General features: G+C 70.9%; 13 protein-coding genes. 10 read left to right on the top strand and 3 right to left on the bottom strand.

Features of this window, described 5'->3' with window-relative positions; translation table 11 throughout:
- Nucleotides 1–302 precede the first annotated feature (302 nt).
- The gene (locus tag AC5LUJ_RS18225) at nt 303–1,658 is read left to right on the top strand and encodes an extracellular solute-binding protein (RefSeq protein WP_250281961.1); all 1,356 of its coding nucleotides are present in this window, start codon (nt 303–305) and stop codon (nt 1,656–1,658) included.
- A 544-nt stretch (nt 1,659–2,202) separates the two neighbouring features.
- A complete protein-coding gene (locus AC5LUJ_RS18220; RefSeq protein ID WP_250282001.1) occupies nt 2,203–3,552 on the top strand; it encodes an NsdA family TPR-like regulatory protein in 1,350 nt (449 codons plus the stop codon).
- A 102-nt stretch (nt 3,553–3,654) separates the two neighbouring features.
- Here the strand turns inward: AC5LUJ_RS18220 and ygfZ are convergent, their stop codons facing one another.
- Together ygfZ and AC5LUJ_RS18210 are read right to left on the bottom strand one after the other, a co-directional pair.
- On the bottom strand, nt 3,655–5,019 hold the full coding sequence (ygfZ, locus tag AC5LUJ_RS18215) for a CAF17-like 4Fe-4S cluster assembly/insertion protein YgfZ (protein ID WP_250292603.1): 1,365 nt from the start codon (nt 5,017–5,019) through the stop codon (nt 3,655–3,657).
- 7 nt (nt 5,020–5,026) lie between these two features.
- Entirely contained in the window at nt 5,027–5,590 is a 564-nt protein-coding gene (locus tag AC5LUJ_RS18210) for a Fur family transcriptional regulator (protein ID WP_250282002.1), read from the bottom strand.
- Nucleotides 5,591–6,186: 596 nt separating this feature from the next.
- Here AC5LUJ_RS18210 and AC5LUJ_RS18205 point away from each other — a divergent pair.
- The 3 genes from AC5LUJ_RS18205 (at nt 6,187) to AC5LUJ_RS18195 (ending at nt 7,952) form a co-directional block, all read left to right on the top strand.
- Nucleotides 6,187–6,666, top strand: a complete 480-nt coding sequence (locus AC5LUJ_RS18205; protein WP_250281965.1) for a hypothetical protein — start codon at nt 6,187–6,189, stop codon at nt 6,664–6,666.
- Complete coding sequence (locus tag AC5LUJ_RS18200) at nt 6,663–7,016, top strand: hypothetical protein (protein WP_250281967.1); 354 nt, start codon at nt 6,663–6,665, stop codon at nt 7,014–7,016. The genes AC5LUJ_RS18205 and AC5LUJ_RS18200 overlap by 4 nt, the downstream gene beginning before the upstream one ends.
- 201 nt (nt 7,017–7,217) lie before the next feature.
- Nucleotides 7,218–7,952, top strand: coding sequence for a phosphoglyceromutase (locus AC5LUJ_RS18195; protein WP_493465351.1), 735 nt, complete (start codon nt 7,218–7,220; stop codon nt 7,950–7,952).
- 124 nt (nt 7,953–8,076) lie between these two features.
- On the opposite strand, the gene phoU is transcribed toward AC5LUJ_RS18195, so the two are convergent.
- A complete protein-coding gene (phoU, locus tag AC5LUJ_RS18190; RefSeq protein ID WP_250281972.1) occupies nt 8,077–8,718 on the bottom strand; it encodes a phosphate signaling complex protein PhoU in 642 nt (213 codons plus the stop codon).
- Nucleotides 8,719–9,497: 779 nt separating this feature from the next.
- Here phoU and AC5LUJ_RS18185 point away from each other — a divergent pair.
- From AC5LUJ_RS18185 to AC5LUJ_RS18165, 5 genes are all read left to right on the top strand, one after another.
- Nucleotides 9,498–10,736, top strand: coding sequence for a sensor histidine kinase (locus AC5LUJ_RS18185; RefSeq protein ID WP_445548635.1), 1,239 nt, complete (start codon nt 9,498–9,500; stop codon nt 10,734–10,736).
- Between the two features lie 64 nt (nt 10,737–10,800).
- Nucleotides 10,801–11,481, top strand: a complete 681-nt coding sequence (locus tag AC5LUJ_RS18180; RefSeq protein WP_250281976.1) for a response regulator — start codon at nt 10,801–10,803, stop codon at nt 11,479–11,481.
- Between the two features lie 504 nt (nt 11,482–11,985).
- Nucleotides 11,986–13,104 carry a Ppx/GppA family phosphatase gene (locus AC5LUJ_RS18175; RefSeq protein WP_493465350.1) on the top strand — a complete coding sequence of 373 codons (1,119 nt, stop codon included), beginning with the start codon at nt 11,986–11,988 and terminating at the stop codon, nt 13,102–13,104.
- A gap of 168 nt (nt 13,105–13,272) precedes the next feature.
- The gene (locus AC5LUJ_RS18170) at nt 13,273–14,250 is read left to right on the top strand and encodes a sugar phosphate isomerase/epimerase family protein (RefSeq protein WP_250281980.1); all 978 of its coding nucleotides are present in this window, start codon (nt 13,273–13,275) and stop codon (nt 14,248–14,250) included.
- A 180-nt stretch (nt 14,251–14,430) separates the two neighbouring features.
- A complete protein-coding gene (locus AC5LUJ_RS18165; RefSeq protein ID WP_493465349.1) occupies nt 14,431–15,195 on the top strand; it encodes a class I SAM-dependent methyltransferase in 765 nt (254 codons plus the stop codon).
- Nucleotides 15,196–15,203 lie beyond the last annotated feature (8 nt).

The raw sequence follows: 15,203 nt of genomic DNA, 5'->3' as shown, positions 1-15,203 counted from the left end.
GGCCGCAGGGGTCCCGACGTCCGCGGGGTCCCGGCGTCCGCGGTGCTCCCAGGGGACGCCGAGGTCTCGCCGGGCCCCGGCGCCGCGGGCGGCCCGGCGGCCCACCGGCCCGCAGGCCGCGTTCCCGCCGCCGGTTCCCGCGTCCCGGCCATCGGCCGCGCCGAGTACCGCGAACGAGTAGCGCGGAATCGACCGTGCTCATTCCGGTCCGATGCCGGCCGCCCGGGCCGTCGGCAGCACCGGCCTCGGCACCGATATCAGAACCGGCGGCGTCGGGGCGTGAAAGCCTGAAAGGAAGAAAATTGATCCGGATTCCGCCGGCGACACGGTTCGCCGTTGTCGTCGCCGCCGTATGCACGATCGCCGCGTGTGGGGTGGGCGGTTCCGGCGGCCTGTCGCCGGCAGCCGGCCCGCGCCCGCCGGCCCGCCCGGCCACCGTCGCCGTGTCCGACGCGAACGGGGCCACGGCGTCGCTCCAGTGCGCCACAAGGGTCAGAACGCTGCGGATGGTCGCGAGCGGCCCGCTCACCGACAGCGCGAAGGCAGCCAAGGCATACATGGAGAAGGCCCACCCCGGCCTGACGGTCGACATCACGTCCACCGCGACCAGCTATTCCCAGATCGTCCAGCAGATCGGCACCGACGCGGCCGCCGGGCGCAGCACGGACCTCGCGGTGGCCGGGCTCGACCTGCTGGCCACCTTCGTCGAACGGCTCGACGCCCAGGAGGTGTCGCCGCGGTCGCTGCGCGCCTCCTACGACCAGCGGTTCACCACGCTGGGGTCGGTGGGCAGGCAGCTGTTCGTTGTCCCGCAGCAGGTCTCCGTGCCCGTCCTGCTCTACAACGCCGACATGCTCGCCCAGGCCGGGGTGGACCCGGGGTCGCTGAAGGACACCACCGGCCTGCTCGCCGCGGCCGAAAAGATCAGGCAGGCTCTGCCCGGCGTCCAGCCGGTCGACCTGCCGGCTTCGGACCAGTTCGGGCAGTGGTTCTTCAACACCATCGCGGGGTCGAAGGGCGCGAACATCCAGAACGCCGGGGGACGGCCGGACTTCACCAGTGCCGCGGCGCGCGACACCGCGAGCTTCCTGGCCAGGGTCGGCGGTTACGGGCCCCAGTCGAACACGCCGGCCGACGCCATGGTCCGCTTCGCCCTCAACCGGAAGTCCGCGATCGTGGGCGCGAGCATCAGCTCGGTGGTGCCGGGGGTACAGACCATCGAACGCCAGGGCAGGGGCGCGTTCCCGCTCGGCGTGGCGCCGCTGCCCGTCCTGCCGGGTGGTACGCAGCATCCGGTGGCCGGCGGGAACGGCCTCGTGGTGCTGGCCACCGACCGCTGCCAGAACGAGATGGCCACCGAGCTGATGATGGCGATGCTCGCGCCGGACGTGGTGGCCGCCGGGGCGACGGTGCTCAGCTACCTGCCGGTCGACATCGAGGCGGCCAACCGGCTGGTCTCGCTGTACCAGCGGTACCCGCAGGTGGTGCCCTTCAACGCGATGACCGACTCGGTCGTCCACGCGCCGTACTGGTCGGGGCCGCGCGGCGGTGAGGTGCCCGTCCTCGCATCCGAGGCGGTCGCGAGGATCATGGCGGGCGCGAATCCGACGGCCACGCTGACCGAACTGCAGAAGCAGGCGGAGGCGCTCATCATGTGACCGGCGGCCACCTTATGTGACCGGCGGCCACCGGCCCGATGATCATTTGATTGCTGCTCATCGGGCCGGTGGCCGTTCGGTTGACGGCCGTCCGGCCGGTGGCCGCCATGCGGCCGTTGCCCGTCGGGGCGTTCGGCTTTTCGGCTTTGCCGTCGCTCCGCTCCCGCTCCGTCCACGATTCTGTTTCTTTTTGTATTTATTACATTCTTTTATAAGATCGTGAACGGGGAGTAGGCATTTCGAGACGCTCCGTGTGATCTCGCCGTGGTACGGCCTCTTGTGGGGCTCGCGACCGGCGGTAGCATGATTGCAGGATCTTGCTGAACAGCAAGCTGATGAGCAGTCAATGGCCTGTGCGGGATTTTGTGCGGTGCATTCGCGGCCATCGTGTGAGCACGTGTGCAATCGGTGTTAAACGGTGCATGTCGTTGTCCTCCTGTGGTCTTTTGCGCACGCATCGCTTCCTGTTTGTCACTGTGTCGCGAAGATGTCATCACATAGCGTTGTTAGCTGCTCACCAGATGCGACTCGAAGGAGACAGATGATGTCGACCGAGGGCGCCGGCGCCTGCGCTCACCCGCTCGCGTTCGTCCGGGCGCAGCATGGCTGGTCCTATCAGCGACTGGCCCGGGTGGTGGCGCGCCGCGCACGCGACCTGGGTGTGGCCAACATGGCGGCGGAACGTCAGAAGGTCTGGCGCTGGGAACACCGGGGTGTCGTGCCTGACCGGGTCTCCCAGCTTGCCCTCGCCACCGAGCTGGGAGTCTCGGCCCAGAAGATCGAGTCCCATCCCTGGCCGGCCTGGCTGCCGACCGGTGACGTCGTACGTACCGACTACCCGTGGAACAGCGCAGGCAGTGTGACATCAATGATCGATGTTGTCGAAGGTGCCCTCACCGACCGCCGCGGCTTCCTCACCATCACCGGAGCGGGTGTGGCGAGCCTGGCCGGCGAGTGGCTCAACCTGGAGCCCACCCGGCTCGCCGCCGCCCTGGACGGCGGCCGGGTGGACGAACAGGTGGTCCACCGCATCGAGCACAACATCCCGGGGTTACGGCTGATGGACGACCGGCTCGGCGGGGAGGGCGTCCGGCGGCTTGTCGACGCCGAGCTGCGAGTGGTCACCGACCTGCTCGCCAAGGGCTCGTACACGGAGAAGATCGGGACGAGCCTCCAGCTGCTCGCCGCCGAACTCGCCCGGATCGCCGGGTGGGCGTCGTTCGACGCCGGCTACCACACGAGCGCGCAACGCTACTGGATCGCGGCCCTGCACGCCGCCCACGCCGCCGGGGACCGGCTGGTCGGTGCGAACATCATGAAGAACATGTCGTTGCAGTGCGTCGACTTCGCCTGTCCCAAGGAAGCCCTCGAGCTGGCCGAAGCGGCCGTGACGAGCAGCGGCGGCATCAGCGGACGCGCCGGCGCGATGTTCCAGATGAGGCTGGCCCGGGCGTACGCGGCACTGGGCGACCAGGCCGGGTGCTTCCGCGCGCTGGCCCAGGCCGAAACGGCGGCCGGCCGTTCCAGCCCACACGACCCGGCCTGGGCGGGCATCTTCGACGAGGGATTCCACGCGGCCCAGCTCGGGATCTGCTACATCGACCTCGGCCAGCCACAGCAGGCGGACCGCTGGCTGGCGCACGCCCTCGCGGTGCACCCGGTCGCCCGCGCCCGCGACCACGCGACATACCTGCTCCGCCGCGCGGCCGTGCAGATCGACCTGGGCAACATCGACCACGGGTGCGCGCTCGTCCGCCAGGCGACGCCGTTCCTGGAGGCCACCCGCTCGCAGCGCAACGCACGGCGGGCGGAGGATGTCCGGCGCTCCCTGCGCCGGCACGCGGCGCATCCGGACGTCCGTGAGGTGGATCAGCTCCTCGCTCGTCCCGCCTGACCGTGTCCTGTCGTCCTATCCCACCCGGGGGACGGCTGCCCTCGCCGAGGCGAGCGGCCCGGCCGAGGGTGCGACGCACGGAACGGACGGTCCGGGCTCGGGTCAGCCGACGAGACGGCCGGCCGGGCGGGTCGGCTGGTCGGGCCCGCCCGCCGGCTCCACGGACGCCGCGACCTCACCCGCCTCCGGGTCGACGACGACCAGGGCGGTGTCGTCGGGCACGGTCCGTTTGACGATCGCCAGCGCGATCGGGCCGAGTTCCGCGTGTACGACGGACGTGCCCACGAACCCGACCGCCCGGCCGCCGCTGTGCACCGGGGCGCCGTGGGCGACCGTCGTGCCGTCCAGATGCAGCAGGACCATGCGCCGGGGCGGGCGTCCCAGGTTGTGCACGCGGGCGACGGTCTCCTGACCACGGTAGCAGCCCTTGTCGAGGTGGACGGCGGTGGCCAGCCAGCCGACCTCGTGCGGGATCGTCCGGTGGTCGGTCTCCGCGCCCAGGCGGGGCCGGCGGCCGGCGACCCGCGCCGCCTCGAACGCGCCGGCCCCGGCGAGGGAGGCGCCCGCGGAGACGAGCCGCTCGACCATCCCGCGCAGCGTCCGGCGCGGGACGAGCAGGTCGAGACCGTCGGGCATCGCCCGGACGAGGATCTCGGATCCGCCCGGATCCTCCTGCTCGCCCGCCTCGAGGCCGGCCCCCGGGCCGTCCGTCGCGGCGCTGTCGGCCACGGGGCCGTCGACTACGGCTGGTGATGTGACGGCCGGCCGGACGAGGGCCCGGGCCAGCGGGTACAGACCATGGGCCAGCAGGTCACCGTCGTAACCCACCGTCACATCGTGGCGGTCAGGCCGGTGGAGCGGAGGGTCGAGCGGGGCGAACGCGCTGGTCACGACGTCCACGGCGGCCGGGCCGATGACCGACAGCACGGCATAGTCGGCATGGACGTCGACCGGTTCGACCCGCAGCAGGAAACGCATCGACTCCAGGTAGGCGAGCAGTGCGGCGCTGGTGCCCGGCTCGACGTCGAGCCAGCTGGCCGTCCCGTCGTCGGCGATCATCAGGTGGTGTTCGACGTGGCCGTGCGGGGAGAGCACCAGCGCCTCGCTGCCCCGCATGGCCGGCAGCGCGGCGAGATGCTGGGAGGTGATGCTGTGCAGCCAGGACAGCCTGTCCACACCGGTGACGCGCAGCACCCCGCGGTGCGAGCGGTCGACGACCACTGCCCCGCGCTCGCCGGCGCGCTGCTCGCGCAGCGGATCCCCATAGTGGTCGGCGACCCCGAGATCGGGCCCGGTGGCGGGCACGGCACCGGCGACGGCCAGCAGCGGTGAACGGTAGCCGTCGTCCGGGCTGTCCGGGCTGTCCGGGCTGTCCGGGCTGTCCGGGCTGTCCGGGCTGTCCGGGCTGTCCGGGCCGCCGGGCGTGCGCGTGGCGATCGGGTCGGTGGTCATGGACTGTCCGGTCATGGCCTGTTCAACCCGAGACCGGGGTCGCGCAGTTCCCGCATCGGCCGGCAAGTGCGACGTGACTGACGTCCACGGAGAAGTCGAAGTCGTCGCGCAGCCGGGCGACGAGGTCGGTCAGGACGTCCGAAGGGATCTCCCGCACCGTGCCGCAGCCGCCGCACACCAGATGGACGTGCTCGACGACGCCGGCCGCATGGTACGTCGGCGCGCCGTGACCGAGGTGGGCGTGCGAGACGAGGTCGAGCTCCTCGAGCAGGTCCAGGGTGCGGTACACCGTGGAGATGTTGACCCCGCCCGCGGTGCGGCGGACCTCGGTGACGATCTCCTCGGGGGTGGCGTGGCCGAGCCGGGCGACCGCTTCGAGGACGAGCTGGCGTTGTGGGGTGAGCCGGTAGCCCCGGGAGCGTAACTGCGTCTGCCAGGTGCCGTCCGCCACCGGCTCCGGGGCTGAGGACGACCCCGAGGCTGACGACGCCGGGACCTCGGCCCGCGGTGACGCGGTGGCAACCGGCGCGGCAGCAGCCTCACGCCACCGCCAGCTCTCCCGGCCTTTCGCGACGTCCACCGTCATGGACACAGTTTAGGCCGCGTCCGATGGATCTTCGATCGTGCGGACGGTGTCCTGCTGTGTCACCGTCGCGACCCTCCGACGATAATTACTTTTTGTTATACATAAGTCGCCTTAAGTGTTCAGGAGTCGCCGGCGACGGCTTGGCGGTTGGTGCGGAAAAGCGGTTGCCGAGCCCACCCGGCCCCCGTAGCGTTGTCCGTACACGAGAAGGGAGGTGGTCTAGTTTTGTGTGATAAACGGACTCGTGAGGTGACTGTCCGCTAAGCCGGTCTCGTGGTCCTCACCCCTGCCGGGTGACCTGCGGGCACCGGCACCGGCGAGAACCAGACAGGCACCGGACCTCCGGGCGTCGTCGCTGGTCCCGACGACCTGTCGTCCCTTCCATGGGCGATGGAAGCGCCCGGAGGTCTTTTTGTCCCCAGTCGGACGGCTCAGGATGCCACGCGGCGGCTGCGGATTATCACGACGCCGCTGGCGGGACCGTCGATGGGGCGGAAGGCGGTCGGGCGTCATCGATGGGTGGCCCGCAAGGTCCGAGATGTTGCGGCCATGATTCGATCTTAAGATGTTGCGACATCCGAGCTAGTGTGGATGTCATGAGCGCGGCCTACGAGGAAGTCCCGTTCAGCGAGCTCCTCCATCATCCGGCGGCAACCGCCCGACGGCTCGACGAGGTACGCGCGCTCCGGTTGCGCCGCCGCGACGCGACGGACCTCGCGCTGATGCGAGTGGAGCAACTCGAACAGGACTCCGCCGTGGTCGACTTCGCCACCCGCATGCTCGCCAGCCTGATCCACACCGGGAACGCTGCCGCTCTGCGGCAGGCGCTGCCAGACGCGTTGCCCTGGACGACGTTCCTACCGCCGGCGGACGTCGACACCTTTTTCACCGAGCTCATCGCAACCGCGCGCGGCGCGATGGCGCTGGACACGCTGGCTCCCGTCGCCGTCCTGCTCACCCAGTGGCGGCACAGCGCCGAGATCCACGCCGACCCCGCCCTGTACGCGATCCTGACCCGGGAACCCGACGGCGACCTCGGCCCCGTCCCCCAGCCACCCGCCGTCGCAACCGAATGAGCCCGAAGCGGGAAGACCGCGCCGCTCCACCCCCCACCAGCAGCGAGTACGACATCTGTTTCGCCACCAACGAGGCCGCCGACGGCTGGGAACACCTCGCCCGCCAGGCCCCGGGCAACCTGCGCCGCGCCTTCGACACAATCCGGTCGTTGCCGCGGATCCGCGGCAATCCGGACCGTCACCACCGTCTCAAGGGCGCCCTCGGCACCGCGACGTTCAAAGGCCAGACGCTGGAACGCTGGCAGTATGAGGTCACCAGCGGCGGACGCATCTGGTATCTGATCGATGATTCGAACCGGACCGCGTGGGTGATCTACGCCGGTACCGGCCATCCCAAGGCCACCGACTGACACCCAAGCCGACAACCAGGACAGCGGACGAGGGCAACACCAGCGGGCCGGTTCGGGCCGGGCGGCCAGGGGCGGGGGTACCGGTGTGGGGTGGTGAAGGGCTGGGCGTCGCGGTCGGAGCGGCCCTGAAAGTGCCCCGGACGGGTGCGCCACGGCCGATCCAGCCGCATCGCGGCGACGGGTTGCGGCAGGATCGAAGTCATGCCGACGCTCGTTCTGCTCCGCCACGGCGAGAGCACGTGGAACCGAGAAAACCTGTTCACCGGCTGGGTGGATGTCGACCTTTCCGACAAGGGCCGCCAGGAGGCGGCCCGCGGCGGTGAACTGCTCCGCGACGCCGGTGTGCTCCCGGACGTGGTGCACACGTCGTTGCTGCTGCGCGCGATCCGCACCGCCTGGATCGCGCTCGACACGGCCGGCCGGACGTGGATCCCCGTGCACCGCTCCTGGCGCCTGAACGAACGGCACTACGGCGGCCTGCAGGGGCTGAACAAGGCCGAGACCCTCGCCGAGTACGGCGAGGAGAAGTTCACGCTGTGGCGCCGTTCCTACGACACCCCGCCGCCGCCCATCGGCCCCAAGCAGGTCAGCGGTGTGGACGAGCGCTACGCCGACCTGCCGCCGGACCTCATCCCGGCGACCGAGTGCCTCAAGGACGTGGTGGCCCGGATACTGCCGTACTGGTACGACGCGATCGTGCCGGACCTGCGGCGCGGGAGGACCGTGCTCGTCGCCGCCCACGGCAACTCGCTGCGCGCCCTGGTCAAGCACCTCGACGGCATCGGCGACGGCGACATCGCCGCCCTGAACATCCCCACCGGCATCCCGCTGCGCTACGAGCTGGATGACGACCTGCGCGTCCTGTCCTCGTCCTACCTCGACCCGGAGGAAGCGGCCCGGGCCGCCGCCGCCGTAGCCGCCCAGGGCAAGAAGTAACGAACGCCGGTCGGGTGGGCGCTCGGCGGCGCCGAACGGAGCCGTGACGTGGGGAACGCGGGCCCGGCAGGGGCGAGAACCACGTCACCGCTCTGTTCGTGTAGCTGGTCCCGCTCCGGGCGGGTCAGACCCGTTTGCCGGTGACCAGGTAGATGACCCGGTGGGCTACTGAGACGGCGTGGTCGGCGTAGCGTTCGTAGTAGCGGCCACAGAGGGTGATGTCGATCGCGGCCTCCATGCCGTAGGTCCATTCCGTTTCCAGCAGGACGTGGAAGAGCTTGCGGTGCAGGGCGTCCATGGAGTCGTCGTCGCTTTCCAGCTCCTTGGCCAGGGCCGCGTCGTGGCCGGCGATGACCGACCCCGCCTTGGCGACGATGCGCTGCGCGACCTGCCCCATCTCCAGCAGGGTCGAGTGCAGCTCCGGTGGGACGGCACGGCCGGGGTAGCGCCGGCGGGCCACCTTGGCGACGTGCAGCGCGAGGTCGCCCATGCGTTCGAGGTCAGCCACGATACGCAGCGTGGTGACCATCGTCCGCAGGTCGGTGGCGACCGGCTGCTGGCGCGCCATTATGTCGAAGGATCGTTCCTCGATTTCGTTGCGTAGCAGGTCCACGGTCTCGTCAGCCGTGATCACGCCCTCGGCGAGCTGCAGATCTGCGTCGAGAAGGGCGGTCGTCGCTCGCGCCATTGCTGAAGCGACCAGGTTGGTCATCTCGACGAGCGAGGAGTTGATGCTCTCGAGCTCGTCGTGGAAGGCGTCCCGCACGGACGGCTCCTTCGTGTCTGTAGCGGTTGTCAGCCCATCGGACCACAACAGGGTGAGGTCAGGACGGCTGGCAGAGCACGATCATGTTTCTTTCGCGCTGCTGGAAGCCGTGGATCTCGCTGGTCACCGGGACGGCGGCCGTGTTCCCGGCTCGCCGGGACGGTGACCATGCGCGTGCCGGCTCCCGGCGTTGCGAGCCGGCGTCGGCTGTCCGTGGGAAAGTCGCCGTTCCGCTCTTCGGCGCGTCACACGTTGAGGGCGAACAGCGATTGCTCCTGGACATATGACCCCGAACGCCGCGCATACCCTGTCGCGATCAACGATGGTCGGCAGTGCTCGCCCCACGGTGAACACATCCTGTTGGCCGGGTGAACTCCTGACGACTATCGGACCGGGTTGGGTGGATACACCCGCAGCCCACCTACCATTCGGCCGTGGGCGAGGGCGCGGACGAGCGGGAGGCCGGCTTCGGCCTCCCCGGTTCCGGGCTGCCCGGCATCGGGCTGCCCGGCATCGGCCGTTCCGGTTTCTCCGGCTTCGGGTTCTTCGCCGGCGGGACCCGCTCGGATGCTGTCGGCTCCACGCCGCGCACCGGCCGGGAGCGTCCCGGCCCGCGACCGGCATCGGCCCAGGCGCCGCCGGCCCAGACGCCGTCGGGTGCGGCGTCGTCGGGTGCGGTGCCGCCGGCCCAGGTGCCGCCGGCTCAGGCGTCGTCGGGTGCGGTGCCGCCGGCTCAGGCGCTGCCGGCTCAGGCGCCGCCGGGCCGGGGTGCGCCCACGATCCGGACGGGTGACAGTACGGCGGTGTCCCCGCGGCGGCGGTTCCGCGATGCGACGGCCGCGAACCCGCCGACCGCCGCGCACGCGGCGCTGCCCTCGCGGCTCGTCCGGCGCCTTGTCGACGGCCTGCCCTCCGGGCTGATCGTTCTGGACGCCGACGGCGTGGTGGTGCTGGCCAACCCGGCGGCCCACGCCATGGGGGTGATCGTCGACAGCCGGCTGGACCTGGGTGAGCTCAGCGACCTGGCCGCCCGCACCCGCGGCGACGGCGTCGACCGTGACCAGCAGCTCGACCTGCCGCCCCGCCCCGAACCGCCGCTGACCCGGCCCCGTCCCGACCAGGAGGCGTTCGCCGTACGCGCCCGCACCTCGCGGCTGGACGCGGACGGCCATGTCGCGGTGATCCTCGACGATCTCACCGAGGCCCGCCGGGTGGAGGCGGTCCGCCGGGACTTCGTGGCGAACGTCAGCCACGAGCTGAAGACCCCGGTCGGCGCGCTGCACGTGCTGGCCGAAGCCGTCGCCGCGGCCAGTGACGATCCGGCGGCCGTCCGCCGGTTCGCGTCCCGGATGACGCACGAGTCCGCCCGGCTGGCCCGCCTCGTACAGGAGATCATCGATCTGTCCCGGCTGCAGGGCGCGGACCCGCGGCCGGATCCCCAGCCGGTGCAGGTGTCGGTGGTGGTGGCCGAAGCGCTCGACCGCACCCGGCTGGCCGCCGCCGCCCAGGAGATCATCGTTGCGGTGATCGGCGACAGCGACTTCGTGGTCAGCGGGGACGAGGGACAGCTGGTCACCGCGCTGGCGAACCTGCTGAACAACGCGGTCACCTACTCCCCGCCGGGGACCCGTGTCGTCGTCGGTGTCCGGCGCGCCGGTGACACCGTGGAGCTCTCGGTCGCCGACGAGGGCATCGGCATCGCCGAGAAGGACCTGGAGCGGGTGTTCGAGCGCTTCTACCGGGCGGACCCGGCGCGGTCCCGCACGACCGGCGGTACCGGGCTGGGCCTGGCGATCGTGAAGCATGTCGCGACCAACCACGGGGGAAGTGTGAGCGTGTGGAGCTCCGAGGGGGCCGGGTCGACGTTCACGATCAGACTGCCGCTGCTGCTGGCCGATACCGATGACGATGCTGACACCGAGATCGACACCGAGATCGACACCGAGATCGACACCGGCGCCGGCATCGACACCGATGCCGATGCCGGCGCCGAGCACAGGCGCGACAACGGCGACTGACCGACGAATGACGGCCGACGGACCGACACCCGGATGACGGACGGATGACGAAGGAGTGTGACGCGTGACCCGCCTGCTGGTCGTGGAGGACGAGGAGTCGTTCTCGGACGCGTTGTCGTTCATGCTGGAACGGGAGGGTTTCGACGTCGCGGTAGCCGCCGACGGGCCGGCCGCGCTGACCGAGTTCGAGCGGCACGGCGCCGATCTCGTCCTGCTGGACCTGATGCTGCCGGGCCTGTCCGGGACGGAGGTCTGCCGTGCGCTGCGGCAGCGGTCGACCGTCCCGGTGATCATGTTAACCGCCCGCGACAGCGAGATAGACAAGGTCGTCGGCCTGGAGCTCGGCGCGGACGACTACGTCACCAAGCCGTTCTCCGCCCGTGAGCTGGTCGCCCGTATCCGCGCGGTGCTGCGCCGCCGCGGCGAGGTCGACGAACACGTCACGGCGACGCTGGAGGCCGGTCCGGTGCGGATGGACGTCGAACGCCATGTGGTCACGGTCGCCGGCACCTCCGTCCCGCTGCCGCTGAAGGAGTTCGAGCTGCTGGAGATGTTCCTGCGCAACGCCGGCCGGGTCCTCACCCGCGGCCAGCTGATCGACCGGGTCTGGGGCTCGGACTACGTCGGGGACACCAAGACCCTCGACGTCCACGTCAAGCGTCTGCGCACCAAGATCGAGGACGAGCCCGGGAACCCACGCCACCTGGTGACCGTGCGGGGCCTGGGGTACAAGTTCGAGCCCTGACGCCGGCGGCGCCCCCGGTGGCACGGCGTCTCCGGCGGCCCTGTTCTCTCCGGTGGATTCTCTCCGGTGGCGTGATCGTGATCTTTCTGTGACGATTCGGTTCTTTGATCGGCGTTTCGGCCCGACAGTGGCGATCACTTGTGTACGTTGGTCGGGTGAGGGCTCCGCCCGGCCTGGTCGCTGTGCGTACCTGATCACTGTCATGGTGGTTAGCCGTCGCTGTCATGGTGGTCCGCCGGGCGTGTTGTTCGCCGGATACCGGTGGCCTGGTTCGCTGGGCGCTGGTGCCGGCCGGCCGTGGCCGGCTCGATGCACGACCGGGAGTGGATGCGTGAAGTTTGGCCACGCGGCGAGGGGGGCATACGCTCTTCGTCCGCTGTCCGGTCTGCCAACTGTTTCCGTCCTGCCCGATCTGGCCGGTCTGGCCGATTCGGATGACCTCGCCGGCCCGGCCGGCCCGGTTGGGTTGTCGGTTGCCGTGCGGGTGGGCCTATCGTGTGTCCGATGTCACTGAAGCCCGTGGCCGAGACCGCCGCCGTGGAGATCCCCGCCGCCGCCCGGCCCGGGGCCGGTGACCCGCCCGTGACGCTGCCCGTGCCGGCCCCCCTCGGCGATGGCCAGGAGGTGGGCCAGGAGGCCCTGCCCCACCAGGCCGCCCCGCACGTCGCCGTCCCGCCGGTTTCCGGCCGGATGCGCCTCGGTGTGATCGATATCGGCTCGAACACCGTGCACCTGCTGGTGGTGGACGCCCATGTCGGCGGCCAGCCGCTGCCGGCCGCCAGCATGAAGGTCCCGCTGCGGCTGGTCGAGCTCCTCGACGGTGACGGAGCGCTCTCCGCCGAGGGGGAGCGGATCCTGACCGGCTGCATCATCGACATGAGTGCGCGTGCCGACGAGCTCGGCGTGGACGATCTTGTGGCGTTCGCCACTTCCGCGCTGCGGGACGCTACCAACAGTGAGGACGTCCTGGCTCGTCTGCGGACCGCCAGCGGGGTCGCGCTCGCGGTCCTGCCGGGGCAGGACGAGGCCCGGCTGACCTTTCTGGCGGTGCGGCGCTGGTTCGGCTGGAGCGCCGGCCGGCTGCTCGCGCTCGACATCGGCGGCGGCTCCCTGGAGATCGCGGCCGGGATGCACGAGGACCCCGACGTCGTGTCCTCCCTGCCGTTGGGGGCCAGCCGGCTCACCCGGGACTGGTTCGCCAACGACCCGCCGAAACGCTCCGAGGTGACGGCCCTGCGGCGCTACGTCCGGGCGCACATCGCCCCGGTGGTCTCCCGGCTGTACGTGGTCGGCGAGCCCACGCGGGCGGTGGCGACGTCGAAAACCTTCAGGTCGCTGGCCCGGATCGCCGGCGCGGAGCCCTACAGCCGCGGCCCGTACGTCCGCCGGGTCCTGCGCCGGGACGCGCTGCGCGAGATGTCCGCGCGGCTGTGCCGGCTGTCCGCCGCCGAACGGTGCGACCTGCCCGGGGTGTCGGCCGACCGCGCGGGCCAGCTGGCCGCCGGGTCCGTGGTCGCCGACGAAGCCCTCGACCTGCTGAACCTGGATGAGGTCGAGATCTGCCCGTGGGCGCTGCGGGAGGGCATCATTCTGCGCAGGCTGGACTGGCTGACCTCCGCGTGACCTTCGAACAGCCCTCCAAATGATCTTCATGTGAGCCCCGTCCGGTCCCTGTGCGATCTCTGTGTGGTCTCCATGTAGTCCCTGTGCGACTTCGTTCGGTAACCGGTCTGCTGTCTCGGTGCTCCGAGTCGGGCGCCGATCGCCGCGCACAGGCACTACTGTTGAGGGATGTCCGAGGCGCAGACCCCAGCGCCGCGGCTCGGGGACGCCGAGGTCGCGGACAACCGTGGCCCAGATTTGTGGCGGCCGACAGCGGATTCCGCTGTTCTCTCCCCTGACACCGGCTACCCGGCCCGGCTCGCACCGCGTGGCGGTGGGCGTGCCATCGCACGGGTGCCCTCGGCCAGAGTGGCTCTGTCGACCGCGTCGACGTATCCGGAGTCGACGGCGGCGGCTTTCGAGATGGCTGCCCGGCTTGGCTACGACGGCGTAGAGATCATGGTGTGGACGGATCCGGTGAGCCAGGATCCGGAAGCTCTGCGGCGGCTTGCCGACTATCACGGCATTCCGATCCTGGCGATCCACTCCCCGTGCCTGTTGCTCACCCAGCGTGTCTGGGGGGTCGAGCCGTGGGCGAAGCTGCAACGGGCCCGCGCCGTCGCGGAGACGCTGCGGGCACCGACCGTCGTCGTCCACCCGCCGTTCCGGTGGCAGCGTGACTACGCCCGCGACTTCATCGAGGGCATCGAACGGATGGCGAACGAGACGGACATCCGCTTCGCCGTCGAGAACATGTTCCCGTTGCGGGCCCGGGGGCGGGAGGTGTCCGCGTACGCGCCGAACTGGTCGCCCGTGGACGACGACTACCGGCACGTCACCCTGGACCTGTCACACACCAGCGTGTCCCGTTCCGACGCGCTCGCCATGGCCGACGAGCTGGGCGACCGGCTGGTCCACGTGCACATGGCCGACGGGGTCGGCCTGGCCAAGGACGAGCACCTGGTGCCCGGCCGCGGCAACCAGCCATGCGCCGACCTGCTGGAACGGCTCGCGGCCCGGGGCTTCGACGGGACGGTGGTCGTGGAGATCAACACGCGCCGCGCGGAGTCGAGAGCGCAGCGGGAGGCCGACCTCGCCGAGGCCCTGGCGTTCACCCGCCTCAACCTCGCCGCCGCCCCCGTCACCGCGGCCGGCCGCCTGCCCTGACGTCATGGCCCTGGTCCGGGCATTGTCGCCGGGCCGGCCGGTGATACCGGTGGAGCGGGTGATACCGGTGCGATGCCGGTGGAGGGGCAGTACCGGTGACGTGACGATACCGGCGGGGTATCGAGACGAACAGCGGTAAACAGCCGTATCCGGCCCGCACGACGGTGCCACCATGCGGTAATGAGCGCCAGATCGCTTTTCGACCCGATGGTGGACGCCTATGACGCCGCCCGGCCGTCCTATCCCGATCAGCTGTTCCGGGATCTGGCCTGGCTGGCCGGGCGTGAGCTGGCCGGCGCGGACATCCTCGAGGTCGGCGCCGGGACGGGTATAGCCACCCGGGACCTGCTCGCGCGCGGCGCCCGGGTGATCCCGGTGGACCACAGCCCGGGCATGCTCGGCCGGCTGCGGGAGCGCACCCCCGGGATCGGCGTGGTGCGCGCCGACGGCGAGGCGCTTCCGTTCTCCGACGCCGTGGCGGACCTTGTCTGCTACGCCCAGGCGTGGCACTGGGTGCGGGTGCCGGTGGCCGCGGCCGAGGCGGCCCGGGTGCTGCGCCCCGGCGGCGCGCTCGCGGTCTGGTGGAACGACGTCGACGGCGAGGACCTGCGCTGGTGGGAGCGTCAGCAGCGGCGTCTGGAGGCGATGAGCCCCGGCTACCGGCGCGACTACCGCACCCGCCCCTGGGCGGACGAACTGCGCTGGACGGGCCTGTTCACCGAGGTCGTGACGGTTTCCGGCCACTGGGGCCGGACGCTCCCGCTGGACCGGTACGAGCTGTGGCTGCGCTCGAAGTCGTACGTCCAGGCGATCGGGGACCGGCTGGAGGACTTCCTGGACGCCGAACGGCGCTCCCTGCTGAAGGCCTTCCCCGACGGGATGATCACCGAGCCCTTCCGCACGATCCTGACGGTGGCCCGCCTCCCACCCACCACCCCGTCCTGAGCAGAACC

This window comes from Protofrankia sp. CiP1_Cm_nod3 (genome assembly GCF_982290655.1).
This window is presented reverse-complemented; position numbering and strand designations above follow the sequence as displayed.

Excerpts from the sequence above, each read along its gene's own strand:
- AC5LUJ_RS18220 (WP_250282001.1), top strand. The coding sequence starts at position 2,203 with ATGTCGACCGAGGGCGCCGGCGCCTGCGCTCACCCGCTCGCGTTCGTC.
- ygfZ (WP_250292603.1), bottom strand. The coding sequence starts at position 5,019 with ATGACCGGACAGTCCATGACCACCGACCCGATCGCCACGCGCACGCCC.
- AC5LUJ_RS18210 (WP_250282002.1), bottom strand. The coding sequence starts at position 5,590 with ATGACGGTGGACGTCGCGAAAGGCCGGGAGAGCTGGCGGTGGCGTGAG.
- AC5LUJ_RS18205 (WP_250281965.1), top strand. The coding sequence starts at position 6,187 with ATGAGCGCGGCCTACGAGGAAGTCCCGTTCAGCGAGCTCCTCCATCAT.
- AC5LUJ_RS18200 (WP_250281967.1), top strand. The coding sequence starts at position 6,663 with ATGAGCCCGAAGCGGGAAGACCGCGCCGCTCCACCCCCCACCAGCAGC.
- AC5LUJ_RS18195 (WP_493465351.1), top strand. The coding sequence starts at position 7,218 with ATGCCGACGCTCGTTCTGCTCCGCCACGGCGAGAGCACGTGGAACCGA.
- AC5LUJ_RS18175 (WP_493465350.1), top strand. The coding sequence starts at position 11,986 with ATGTCACTGAAGCCCGTGGCCGAGACCGCCGCCGTGGAGATCCCCGCC.
- AC5LUJ_RS18170 (WP_250281980.1), top strand. The coding sequence starts at position 13,273 with ATGTCCGAGGCGCAGACCCCAGCGCCGCGGCTCGGGGACGCCGAGGTC.
- AC5LUJ_RS18165 (WP_493465349.1), top strand. The coding sequence starts at position 14,431 with ATGAGCGCCAGATCGCTTTTCGACCCGATGGTGGACGCCTATGACGCC.